At 65.7% G+C, this 11,617-nt stretch carries 11 protein-coding genes; 1 reads left to right on the forward strand and 10 read right to left on the reverse strand.

Annotation, left to right across the window (positions count from 1 at the left end):
* From ABWI03_RS33525 to ABWI03_RS33550, 6 genes are all read right to left on the reverse strand, one after another.
* The coding region (locus ABWI03_RS33525) for a Clp protease N-terminal domain-containing protein (RefSeq protein WP_353799053.1) at positions 1-842 on the reverse strand (842 nt) is incomplete at its 3' end.
* Positions 824-1,153, reverse strand: a complete 330-nt coding sequence (locus tag ABWI03_RS33530; protein WP_003942652.1) for a chaperone modulator CbpM — start codon at positions 1,151-1,153, stop codon at positions 824-826. The genes ABWI03_RS33530 and ABWI03_RS33525, both read right to left, overlap by 19 nt.
* Positions 1,150-2,088, reverse strand: coding sequence for a DnaJ C-terminal domain-containing protein (locus ABWI03_RS33535; protein WP_350834961.1), 939 nt, complete (start codon positions 2,086-2,088; stop codon positions 1,150-1,152). The genes ABWI03_RS33530 and ABWI03_RS33535 overlap by 4 nt, the downstream gene beginning before the upstream one ends.
* Before the next feature lie 6 nt (positions 2,089-2,094).
* Positions 2,095-2,619: a nucleotide exchange factor GrpE gene (locus ABWI03_RS33540; protein WP_003942659.1), complete on the reverse strand. Its 525-nt coding sequence runs from the start codon at positions 2,617-2,619 to the stop codon at positions 2,095-2,097.
* A gap of 8 nt (positions 2,620-2,627) precedes the next feature.
* Complete coding sequence (dnaK, locus tag ABWI03_RS33545) at positions 2,628-4,502, reverse strand: molecular chaperone DnaK (protein ID WP_218748308.1); 1,875 nt, start codon at positions 4,500-4,502, stop codon at positions 2,628-2,630.
* A gap of 3 nt (positions 4,503-4,505) precedes the next feature.
* Positions 4,506-5,009: a YflT domain-containing protein gene (locus ABWI03_RS33550; RefSeq protein WP_005203454.1), complete on the reverse strand. Its 504-nt coding sequence runs from the start codon at positions 5,007-5,009 to the stop codon at positions 4,506-4,508.
* Between the two features lie 546 nt (positions 5,010-5,555).
* On the opposite strand from ABWI03_RS33550, the gene ABWI03_RS33555 reads away from it, so the two are divergent.
* On the forward strand, positions 5,556-6,572 hold the full coding sequence (locus ABWI03_RS33555; RefSeq protein WP_209923542.1) for a S1C family serine protease: 1,017 nt from the start codon (positions 5,556-5,558) through the stop codon (positions 6,570-6,572).
* A gap of 184 nt (positions 6,573-6,756) precedes the next feature.
* Here ABWI03_RS33555 and ABWI03_RS33560 read toward each other — a convergent pair whose 3' ends face one another.
* From ABWI03_RS33560 to ABWI03_RS33575, 4 genes are read right to left on the reverse strand one after another with little or no spacing between them, the layout of a single operon-like run.
* Positions 6,757-7,620, reverse strand: a complete 864-nt coding sequence (locus ABWI03_RS33560) for a TniQ family protein (RefSeq protein WP_003942649.1) — start codon at positions 7,618-7,620, stop codon at positions 6,757-6,759.
* Positions 7,589-8,653, reverse strand: coding sequence for an ATP-binding protein (locus ABWI03_RS33565; protein WP_003942663.1), 1,065 nt, complete (start codon positions 8,651-8,653; stop codon positions 7,589-7,591). Before ABWI03_RS33565 ends, ABWI03_RS33560 begins: the two co-directional genes overlap by 32 nt.
* Positions 8,650-10,698, reverse strand: a complete 2,049-nt coding sequence (locus ABWI03_RS33570; protein ID WP_178377389.1) for a TnsB C-terminal domain-containing protein — start codon at positions 10,696-10,698, stop codon at positions 8,650-8,652. The genes ABWI03_RS33565 and ABWI03_RS33570 overlap by 4 nt, the downstream gene beginning before the upstream one ends.
* A 12-nt stretch (positions 10,699-10,710) precedes the next feature.
* The gene (locus ABWI03_RS33575; RefSeq protein WP_003942661.1) at positions 10,711-11,418 is read right to left on the reverse strand and encodes a TnsA-like heteromeric transposase endonuclease subunit; all 708 of its coding nucleotides are present in this window, start codon (positions 11,416-11,418) and stop codon (positions 10,711-10,713) included.
* Positions 11,419-11,617: the final 199 nt, after the last annotated feature.

Genomic DNA, 11,617 nt, shown 5'->3' on the forward strand with positions numbered 1-11,617 from the left:
AACAACAGGATGCGCCCCTCGGCAGCCTTCACCTCGGACAGCACGGCCTGCAGTCGCTCCTCGAACTCGCCGCGGTACTTCGCACCGGCCACCAGAGAACCCATGTCGAGCGAGAAGATCGTCTTGTCGCGTAGGCCCTCGGGCACGTCGCCGCGGACGATCCGCTGGGCGAGACCCTCGACAATCGCGGTCTTACCGACACCGGGGTCGCCGATCAGCACCGGGTTGTTCTTCGTTTTCCGGCTCAAGATCTGAGTTACCCTGCGGATCTCGGCATCTCGGCCGATGACCGGATCGAGTTTGCCTGCCCGCCCCTCGGAGACGAGGTCGCGCCCGTACTTCTCCAATGCCTCGTACGCCCCCTCCGGGGTGGCCGAGGTGACACGCTGATTGCCGCGCACCTTCGTCAGCGCTGTGAGGAAGGCGTCTCGTGTGACCCCGTGACTGGCGAGGACCCGACCGGCCGCGCTGGCCGATCCTTCCTCGGAGAGGGCCATCACGAGATGCTCCACCGACACGTAGGAATCCTTGAGTCGCTTCGCCTCCCGCTCTGCGGCGTCGAGCAGCTTGGCCAGGCGCTGGGTGATCGTCACCTGACCGGGTGTCGCGCCGGGGCCGCTGACCTTCGGCCTACGCGACAGTTCACGATCCAGATCGGATCGCAGGGCATCGACGTTCGCGCCGGCCTGTTCGAGCAGTCGGGGTACCAACCCATCCTGCTGATCGACCAACGCGAGCAGCAGGTGCTCTCCGTCGACCTCGGTGTGGCCCATTCTGGTCGCGACGTTCTGGGCTTCCTGCAGGGCTTCTCGTGACTTTTCAGTCAGGCTGCCGGTGTCCATGGGGGTGTCCTCCTTCTGCGGGAAGCTGCTTCGAGTTTCTCGATTCGATCCAGCAGATCGAGCACGAGCCCGATTGCCGAGTAGTTCAGGCCCAGGCCGGTCCGCAGCCGTTGGATGCGGGCGGCGTGGACCACTTCGGATGGTTCGAACGACATCTCTCCGCCGGCGTAGCGGTGGGCGTCGAGCAGTCCGAGAGCCACAAGCTTTCGTGCCAGGTCGGGGTGCAGCCCGGTACGTTCGGCGAAGGCATCCGGCGACAAACCGGCACGGCGAACCAATACGTACTGAGTGACCGGGGTCGGGGTGCTCATGTCTCTTTCCTCGGATCGAAGTTCGATTCGGCGCCCAACTGCTCGAACAGCTCGCGTTCACGTGCTGTCGGTTTCGACGGAACCATCACCTTGATTTCGGCGTAGAGGTTGCCGTTGGCGCCCCGCGGATTCGGCATTCCCTCTCCGCGCAGGCGCAGCTTCCTACCAGTCGACGAGCCCGGCACCACTTTGACTTTCGCCTCGCCACCCGGGGTGGGAACGACGACTGTCGACCCGAGAACCGCCTCCCATGGCGATACGGGCAGATCGACGTAGATGTCCCGACCCTGCACGCGGAACCGTGAATGCGGCTTGATCCGCACCACGAGGTACAGATCCCCAGGCGGCGCGTCACCGTTGCCCCGGCCTCCTTGCCCGGCCAACCGGATTCGCTGGCCGTCCAGGACACCGGCCGGAATGTCGACGTCATACTGCCGTCCGTCCAGTCTGAGAGTGCGTTTTCCGCCCCGATACGCCTCTTCCAGAGCCAGTTCCAGTTCCGCTTCCTGATCGGCGCCGGGAATCGGTCCGAACCCACCGCCTCCGCCGAACATCTGCCCGAAGAGGTCTTCGAAGTCGACGCCGCCCTCGCCACCGACACCGTGACCGAAGTGCACCCTTCTGCCCCCGCCCCCACCGCCGTACCCGCCGCCGCCGAACCCGCCGCCGTACCCACCGGCGCTTGCCCGGACCCGTTCGTCGTAATCCTCGGGCACACGCCGGAAGTCGTCACCGAATCGGTCGTAGCGTTTCCGGGTGTCCGGGTCGGACAACACCTGATAGGCCTCGTTGGCCTCCTTGAACCTGTCCTCCGCAGTGGGATCCTTGTTCACATCGGGGTGGTACTTGCGGGCCAGCTTGCGGTACGCCTGCTGAATTTCGTCGGTGCCGGCGCCCCGCGGGACCCCGAGTACTTCGTAGTAGTCACGGGCCATCGGTGCTCACCCCTCGGGGCGGCTGACGACCACCGCGGCGGGCCGCAACTGTCGCCCGTCCTCTCCATAACCCGGGCGCAAGACCTCGACCACGGTCCCGGACGGAAGGTCGGGTCGGGTTACCACACTGACCACTTCATGGAGCTCCGGGGAGAACGGCACACCGACCTCGTCGTGGCGCTCGAAGCCGAACCGTGAGAGCACCTGTACCGCCTGATCCCGGATCGCCTTCACACCCTCGACGACGGCCTGCGGATCGCTGCCCGCATGGGCCAGCGCAAGCTCCAAATTGTCCAGTACCGGCAGCCACGCCGCCGAAACCTTCGCTACTTCCGCGGCGCGTTCACGATCCAGATCCTTGGCATACCGCTTGCGCAGGTTGTCCAGATCTGCGACGGCCCTGCGCCAACGATCCTCGAGTTGAGCCAACTCGGCCCCCGTGTCGGTGCGATCAGGCGCCGTCTCGGTCTGATCCCCGTCGGTACCGTCGGTAGCCGGCTCGGTCGTCGAATGATCTGCAGACCTTTCCATCGTGTGCCTCAGCTTCGATCGAATTCGGCGTCGATCACGTCGTCGTCATCCGACGACGCAGCATCAGCGCCGCCTGCTTGGCCGTCGTCCGACTGGTCCGGCACAAGTCCGTAGAGCAGCTGTTGCAGCTCCGAGGTGAGTGGCTGAACCTCCGCGGGTGAAGCACCGTCTTTGACCGCCTTCCTGGCGTCGGCGATCAGCATCTCGGCCCGCGCCTTCTCATGCGGCGGGGCACTGTCACCGAGTTCGGCGAGTCGCCGTTCCACTTGATAGGCAACCGAATCGAGCGCGTTGCGTGCGTCGACCGCCTTGCGCAGCGCCTCGTCCTCACCCCGGTTCCGTTCGGCCTCTGCCAGCATGCGCTCGACGTCACTCTGGTCCAGGTTGCCCTGTTCACTGATCGTGATGCTCTGTTCCTTGCCGGTGTCCTTGTCGCGGGCGGTGACGTTCAGGATGCCGTTGGCGTCGATATCGAAAGTGACTTCGACTTGGGCCTCGCCACGTGGCGCGGGGCGGATGTCTTCCAGCCGGAACCGGCCGAGCACCCGGTTGTCGGCCGCACGTTCGCGTTCGCCCTGCAGCACCACGACGTCCACGGCGGACTGATTGTCTTCCGCCGTGGAGAACACTTCGCTGCGCCGTGCCGGGATCGTCGTGTTGCGCTCGATGATCTTGGTCATCACCCCGCCCTGCGTCTCGACGCCGAGGGACAGCGGGGTGACATCGAGCAACAGCACATCGGAGACCTCGCCTTTGAGCACGCCCGCCTGGACTGCGGCACCGAGCGCCACGACCTCGTCCGGGTTGACGCCCATGTGGGGGTCCTTGCCGCCGGTGAGCCGGCGAACCAGCGCCTGCACCGCAGGAATACGTGTCGAACCACCGACCAGGATCACCTCGTCGATGTCGTTGGCGGTGACCTTGGCGTCACTCATCGCCTGCTTCACGGGGTCGAGGCAGCGTTCCACCAGATCGGCAGTCAAATCCTCGAACTTCGATCGCATGATCGTGGTGGTGAGGTGCTTGGGACCGTTCGCGTCAGCGGTGACGAAGGGCAGGTTTACCTGGGCCTGGGTCACCGAGGACAACTCGACCTTGGCTTTCTCCGCGGCCTCGAAGAGGCGCTGCAATGCCTGCGCATCCTTGCGCAGATCGATGTTCTCCGCGCGCTGGAATTCGTCGGCGAGGTAGTCCACCAGGCGTCGGTCGAAGTCGTCGCCGCCGAGGTGGGAGTCGCCGGCCGTGGAACGAACCTCGACCACTCCCTCGCCGACATCGAGCAGGCTCACATCGAAGGTTCCGCCGCCGAGGTCGAAGACCAGTACGGTTTCGTGGGTCTGTTTGTCCATGCCGTACGCGAGTGCCGCAGCGGTCGGCTCGTTGATGATCCGCAGAACCTCGAGGCCCGCGATCCGGCCGGCGTCTTTGGTGGCGTTTCGTTGCGCGTCGTTGAAGTAGGCCGGAACGGTGATGACCGCTTCCTTGACCTTCTCACCGAGGAACTTGCTCGCGTCGTCGACGAGCTTGCGCAGCACGAGGGCACTGATCTCCTCCGGTGCGTATTTCTTGCCGCGCACGTCGAAGCGGGCCTCACCGTTGTCACCCGGCACGACGTCGAAGCTGACCGCTTTGGCTTCCTCGGAGATCTCGTCGTAGTGACGTCCGATGAAGCGTTTCGCCGAGTAGATCGTGCCCTTCGGATTCAAGATCGCCTGCCGTCGGGCAAGCTGACCCACCAGGCGCTCGCCGCTCTCGGTGAACGCCACCACCGACGGCGTCGTCCGCGCTCCCTCGACATTGGAGATCACCACCGGCTCGCCGCCTTGCCAGCTTGCGATGACCGAGTTGGTGGTGCCCAGGTCTATACCCACAGCAGTCGCCATGACTCATTCCTTTCGATCGGTCCGGCCGGTGAGCAAGCGGACGGCTTCGTCCGCGACCTCGACATCGGCGAGGACTTCGTAGTGACGTGGTTGTAATGACTGGATTGAGGTGAAGTCGCGCCGGCCGCCCTGCAGCGCATACATGAGCAGGCCGAGCAGAGCGCCCACAACGGCACCGAATACCAACCCGTAGAAGGCGAGCGCGAGGCCCGTGAGCAGCGGCTGAACCCAATCGAGTAACCCGAAGATCCAGCCGAACAGCGCACCCGTCAGCGCGCCCGCGGCGGCGCCGCGCAGAGCGGCCCAGCCGTAGTTCAATCGGCCGACGATCTGCTCGACCAGCTCGATGTCGCGACCGACGATGGCCAGTTTGTCTACCGTGAAATGCTGGTCGGAGAGGTAGTCGACGGCGCTCTCGGCGTCGGCATAGGTGTCGAATGTCGCAATCACCTGGCGAGCAGGTGGGTGTGGACTTACGGCGGAGGTTCCGCCACTGGACTCTGACATCACGCCCCCTCGGCGTCGATGGACTGGGGTTTCGGAGTAGAACTCCCGCTACCAAGACCCTAGCAGCCGAAAGAAATGGGTGAGAGTCTTCACCCTCACGTAGAGGATCAGGACCCAGCGGCTGTTCCTAATCGCTTGGTGCAGAAGAAAACCAGTGACGAATCCTCTTCTTCCAGCTGTCGGATCAGCTCGTACAGTGAAGTCACTAAAGTCCGATTCCTGCGGTTGGGCCGTTCGTGAGCTCAACCGGTTGACTGCCCGACCGGACGCCGAACCGGTAGGCGCAGGCTCGGCTGCACAGTACGGCATGCGAATCGGGCCGAAACAGGCATATCGGTCTTGAAAATAAAAGTAGTACAACAATATACGACTCGTCGCCGCAGCAGCTGAGGCACGCGCACCGCAATCGTCGATGTAGATTTCTATGAGCATGTGACGCGGGTCGGGAGTCGCGGACCACGGGAGGAGACAGGGGTATGTTGATCTGGTGGGCCCACTCGCAGTAGGTGCATGTAGGAGACCGATGTCGTACGGAACCGGTCGCTGATGCGCGTTCCGTCGACCGTACGTTCCTCGATCTGGGTGCCGCTGGTCGCGATCGCGGTCCCCCTCCTCGCGGGATGCGGCGCCTCGGCTCCCACCACCTCGACGCCCCCAGCCGGGCCTGCCGTGGACCTGCCGGCACTGGTCCGGCAGGTGGAGGCCTCGGTCGTCACGGTGCTTACCGGGTCCGGTGTGGGCAGCGGCATCGTCTACAAGACCGACGGCACCATCGTCACCAACGCCCACGTGGTCGAGGGTGCCCGGCAGGTGAGTGTGGCCTTCGCGGACGGGCAACAGGTGTCCGCGAACGTGCGGGCCGTCGATCGCGTGACCGACGTCGCGGTCCTTCACGCGGACCGCACCGATCTGACTGCGGCGACGTTCGAGACAGCGTTGCCAGAGGTCGGCGCGCTCGCCGTAGTCGTGGGCAGTCCGCTGGGGTTCGAGGCCACGGTCACCTCGGGCATCATCTCCGGATTGCACCGTCAGATCCCCGGGTCGGCCTCCACCGGGGCGCCGCTGGTCGACCTGATTCAGACCGACGCCGCGATCTCGCCGGGTAACTCCGGGGGTGCGCTGATCGACGGACAAGGGCGGGTCGTGGGGATGAGCCAGGCCTACATTCCCCCGTCGGCGGGTGCGGTGGCTCTGGGTTTCGCCATCCCCGCGGCGGATGTCGTCGACGTCGCAGATCAACTGCTGGCCTCGGGAACTGCCCAGCATGCGTACGTCGGCATTCAGCCCGGCACGCTGACACCGCAGATCGCCGAACAATTGGCGGTCGACCGCACCGACGGTGTCGTCGTCCTCGAGGTCGTCCCGCTCGGTCCGGCTGCGACCGCGGGTATCCGGCCGGGCGATGTCATCACCGCGGTCAACGGCCACGACATCGAGTCGGCGGAGGACTTCATCGCGGCGCTCCGTGCCGTCGACCCGGGCGATCGAGTGGATTTGACCGTGCTCCGCGGCGGCAAGATCCAGCAGATCTCGGTCACAGTGACAGACCGCCCCGCCAGCTGAACGACTATTCCAAGAACGACCAAAACGGGGCGGGCGGGATCTGTGTTGCGGGCGGTCCGGCCCGCAGCGTTGCGGGTATCGCAGGCGTTGAGCAGCATTACCGTCCGCGTGTCCTTGGGACACAAACTTGGGAATACCAACTTCAACTTCGGGTCAGCCACGAACTGGGTGGACTGTCCTGTGCTCATCGGATTTGCTGACGCTCCTGATGGGCGCCGAGGGTGACGAGGGCCTCGATGCCGACTTTGTCGGCGGCGAGGTCGCAGAAGGCCTCGAATCGGGTCGTCGCGGCCGTCCTGTCGTATCGGGAGGTGGGATCGTCGATGTCGGTGGCCTCGGCCAGCGCGGTCAGATACCGCTGGGCCGTGCACAGGTCGTCGTTGGCCTCGATTACGGTGGCGTCGCGCAAGTCGTGCCGGCAGAACGGACGCACCTTCCGATCGGCGCTCTCGCGCGGACACCGTTGGGGGCAGTGCCATGGCGGGCCGTGGCTGCCGAGCCAGGTGGTGTCGGAGAATGGCACCTGCCCGCAACCGGGACACCGGGTCTGCAACCGCAGTCGGTGCCGCAGGCAGATCGGAAGCAACGGGTGCGCCCATTGCCTCTGCCAGATGCAGTCCGGCTCGGCGAGACACCGTGGACAAAACCGGGACCCGCTGAAGTGGTGCCGGATCCCGCGGCGGTGCGCGAGGTAGCGGCCGAGCGAGGCCTCGGCCGGCCAACCACACAATGCCGGCGACAAGGCCCGCGGCGCGAGGCCGAGGCACCAGGTGATCTCCCGCGAGCACTCGGCGACCTGGTCCAGTACACGGTCGACGGTGGCGGGCCGGGAAGTGAAGCCGAACTCCCGCAACAACTGCGCCGGAGACAGCTGGTACCGGGAGGCGAAATGCAGCAGCCATCCGGGGATGGCCTCGCCGGGGCGGATCGGGACGGTGATCGGCCAGCGGTCGATGTCGTAACCGCCGGGAATCGGCCTCAGTCGCGCCGCCGGGGGCGCGGTGGAAGGTGTGGGGTCAGGCCGTGCGGGCGGCGGATTCGCCGGCATTGTCGATGGTGGTCGCGGCGATCAACTCCGGGGTGATCGTCTCGGTGCCGGAGGCGATCGCCAGGTAGCAGACGCGGTCGATGAGGTTGGTCAGCGACGCTATCCGGCCCTGGGTGCGCCGGTGCAACACCTTCGCCTGCTCGACGAGCATCCCCTCGTGGGCGTCGGCCAACTTGATGTGCCCCTCCAACGTGCGGAGCAGGCTGATCCAACTCCGCAGCCCCGGATCGGTATCGACCGCGAACGGGGCGACCGGGCAGCGGGTGGCACGGCGGCTGGTCTGCGCGTAGGCGGCCTGTTCCCCGAGCTGCCCTTCATCGAAGAACCGCTTCTCGGCGAGCTGAACTCCGACGTAGACGAACGTCGCCGCCATCTCGTTGGCCAGACCCTTGAGGTGGTTGGACACCTCGATGCCGTTGCGATGCTTGAAGTCCACGAAGTGCAGGTCGTCGAGCACGACCAACCGGGTTTCGCAGCTGGTGACACAGTCGACGGCCAACGCACCCAGCTTGGAGGTCGACGCCCGGTCGACGGCGGGGTGGCCGTAGAACCGCAGGATCTGCTGGTTCAGACCCTTCAACGTGATGCCGGCGCTGAGCGGGACGAACGCCACCGGCAACCGCTGATGCCCACCTAAGGTGACCGGGCCCTCCCGGCGGTAGGCGCGGCGGTGGAAGTCGCGGGCGTACCGGGTGGCGATGGTCGTCTTCCCCAAACCGGGTTCGGCGTCGATCACCACCGACCCGCGCAGCTTGTCCCCGTCCCGCCGCCCGGAGGCCAGGACCTGATCGATCACCGAGTACGCGGCGGTCAGCTGGCTGGTCTTGATCGTCGGCAGGTTCGCGTTCCACACCATCCGGGCCTCGTTGTAGTCCTCCCGTTCCTCACCGCTGAGCCGGGTCTTTTCGGTGCGGGTGAGGACGTCGAACGACTCGCGCGGTGCGGAGTGCACGAACGCATCCCATCCCTTCTTGCGGGAGAGTTGGTAGCGGGCGGTGCCGTTGTCCGCCAACCATCGTGCCCATCGGTTCACTCGTCGAACACCCCGAATACCTCCTCGTCCGGCCGCTGCGCGTAGTACTGCTCGAACACGTCCAGGTCGTCGGGAAGCTCGACCGGGCTCGTCGAGCGTTGGGCGAGGTGCTCGAGCAGATCGATGACCCCGGGCAGCGACGCGTCCTCCCGCACGGATTCGCCGTCCGGCGCGGCACCGGACGTCCGTTCGCCGTCGAGGGTGGGCCGCTGCGCGCTGAGCCGCCGGGCCAGGCTGCGGTCGCGGCGGGTCTCGACTTCCTCCCGGCTCCACGCGAGCAGCAGGTCCTGCACGGCGCGGTGCGGATCGAGGTGGCGGTGCTCGCGGATGCTGACGCGTTTGGCGTAGTCGACGGCATCGGCGCTGAACGGCTGGTTCAGGCACGCCCCGTGTTCCCACACCAGTTGGTGCCAGGCGTTGGTGTCCGGATCTTGGAAGTAGGCGTGCCGGACGTCGTGGGAGTCGACGAAGATCGGCCACTTACCGGCGTGCACACCGCCGTACGGGGACCGGGTGCCGCGATACAGGTTCAGCCCGGCACCGTCGTAGCGCAGCCCGTCGACCTCCACCCCGTAGTGGTGGATCATCCGCCACCGCACATCGAGGAACTCGTACGCCAAGTCCGGGCTGCTCGGTAACAGCAGGCACCCGAATTTCGCGACCCCGATCTCGAACATCTCGGCCGGGCAGAACTCGGCCCGCGGGATCTCCGGCACACACAACCCGTCGTGCTGGGTGCGGTGATACACCGACCCGACCCACTCGCGGATGATCTGCTCGAGTTCGCTGACGTAGTAGAACGCCTTGTCCTCGACGTCTTTTCCGCGGGAGTACACATCCGGGCCCTTGTAGGCGGGCAGGTGCTGGAGCACGGATTCGCGTAGCGTGCGGAAAAATCTCTCGACCGTGGGCTTGTCGGTCGGCTTGTGCGGGATCGCCGGCTGGACCGTGATCCCGAGCCGCGCGCAGACCCCGATCACGTGATCGGACAGGTACTGCTTGCCGTGATCGACCACGATCGCCTCCGGTAAACAGGCAGGGAGGTCGCCGACCCGCTGCTGGGAGACGCCGTCGGGTTCCTCGGTGCCGACGAGCAGATTCCGCGGAACCCCGTGATACGGCCACCCGCCGTCGTCCCGCTGGCGGTCTGGGGTGATGCATTGGTAGAGCACGTTCGCGACGTCCTGCGCTTTCGTCGACACCGGGGTCAACCGCAGTCCGAGCACGCAGCGGGTGAACAGGTCCATAGCCACCGTCAACTCCACCCCGACCCAGCGCATCGTGATCGGCTCCATCGCAAACACATCCAGCGGCGTGGTGTCGAGCACCACGTACTCGCCGGGCCGGGTGGCACGGAGCCGACCGAACACACCGGTCGGACGATCGGCCACCGACCGCCGTCCCTTTGCACTGCCGAACGCATGCCGTCCCTTCGCCAGCACCTTCAGACGCCGGTAAGCAGTGGCTTTACTGGGCAGCGGCACCGTTCCCGGGCCGAAGCTTGCCTCCAACTTGCGGACAACCGCGTCGATGACAACTCCCATGGTCGGCGTGGATGCCTCGACATAGTCGTCCAGCACCTGAAGACGCGTCGCGTCCCACCGCGGGTCCACGCCGACTGCATATCGGCTGCGAATGCGGGTGTCGGCCAACCCGGCGACCCCCGATGCCCGGAAGCCCGCGATCCAGCGGTAGAGCGTGCGCACCGAGACATCCAGTTCCTTCGCCTTGGCCGCTAGCACCGACTCCAGGTTGGTCCCGTCATCGTTGACCGCGGCGAGCGCGCTGCGCACGTGCCCGGCTCGGACGTCGAGCTTGTGGCGCTGCGACGTCGTCAGCGACGACAGCACCACCGCTGTGGGATCGAAGGAGTCGTCCTTATGGGCCATTGCCACAGCGTGGGCAGTGATTTCGGTGACCGCGACCCTTTGCAACGACGGCCCTGACCGGAGCGTCACCTCAAGACCATGGAGGGCGACGACCTCCCACGAGGCGCCCCCGAACCAGACCCGAATCCCAGGACGGAGATCGAGGATTTCTGTCATAAAGTCGTCCTCTCACCAGGTCAAGACCGTTTGCCCGGACAGCGGTACCGTAAGATCCGCCGTCCACGACCTGAACCATAACTTCGCCAGCACAGCGATGCGGCCCCGCTGCGTGTCTGCGGCCGCGACCACCTCGTCGATCGTCATTCCGGTCACGGCGACCGCCTCGATGCACGCCACGGTCGTGGTATCTATCGAGCCCGTTCTGCGCGCGGCGCCAATGGTCCGGATATTCGCCAGCACCACCGGGTCCGCGCCTGTCCACACCTCGTACGACCAACCCCGCGAGGCGCACACCCGCCCAGTCCAGGCGAATACCTGCGCCGCCTCCTCGCGGCGGGCGAACTCTTCCGGTTTGACGTCCACGACCGTGAACCCACCATCAGCATGTTCGAGAAGCATGTCGGGAACGTGCCTACGTGTGCTCGTCCCGTCCGAGCCGCACATCCACATCGGTTGCGCCGCCATCCGGATTACCCCCGGAGCGAAGTCGGCCAACCACAGCCGATCGAGCTCCAACCGGCTCTCGTAGAGCACGTGGTCACGATTGGTCGCTGACCAGAACCAGCCCGCGTAATGCCTCCGTCGAGGATGACTTCGCACTCGTCGAACCGGCAAACCGCGCACTATTCGTAGCGGATCCGCGGCGGCGACCGTCGTCGCGACAGGACCACCGTTGCCCTGCACGTACCTGACCTCGACCTCACCGCTTCGCGGCACCTACATAGCTTCACTCGTGCTGACACGAAAATGAGAAACCAACACGCCGCTGACAGACAACTGACACGAAATTGAGAAACTGACACCGATCGCGAGAACCTACACTTGAACTCGGCCGGCGGACGGGAACGATTCGACGCCGCCATCACCGACATCGCCAGGATGCTTTCCACCGGAAACCACCACACCAGCAGAAAGC

The sequence above is a fragment of the Rhodococcus baikonurensis genome, from assembly GCF_040489275.1.
GTDB lineage: Bacteria > Actinomycetota > Actinomycetes > Mycobacteriales > Mycobacteriaceae > Rhodococcus_F > Rhodococcus_F baikonurensis.

Coding starts and splice junctions, on each gene's coding strand:
- ABWI03_RS33530 (WP_003942652.1), bottom strand. CDS start 1,153: ATGAGCACCCCGACCCCGGTCACTCAGTACGTATTGGTTCGCCGTGCC.
- ABWI03_RS33535 (WP_350834961.1), bottom strand. CDS start 2,088: ATGGCCCGTGACTACTACGAAGTACTCGGGGTCCCGCGGGGCGCCGGC.
- ABWI03_RS33540 (WP_003942659.1), bottom strand. CDS start 2,619: ATGGAAAGGTCTGCAGATCATTCGACGACCGAGCCGGCTACCGACGGT.
- dnaK (WP_218748308.1), bottom strand. CDS start 4,502: ATGGCGACTGCTGTGGGTATAGACCTGGGCACCACCAACTCGGTCATC.
- ABWI03_RS33550 (WP_005203454.1), bottom strand. CDS start 5,009: ATGTCAGAGTCCAGTGGCGGAACCTCCGCCGTAAGTCCACACCCACCT.
- ABWI03_RS33555 (WP_209923542.1), top strand. CDS start 5,556: ATGCGCGTTCCGTCGACCGTACGTTCCTCGATCTGGGTGCCGCTGGTC.
- ABWI03_RS33560 (WP_003942649.1), bottom strand. CDS start 7,620: ATGCCGGCGAATCCGCCGCCCGCACGGCCTGACCCCACACCTTCCACC.
- ABWI03_RS33570 (WP_178377389.1), bottom strand. CDS start 10,698: ATGACAGAAATCCTCGATCTCCGTCCTGGGATTCGGGTCTGGTTCGGG.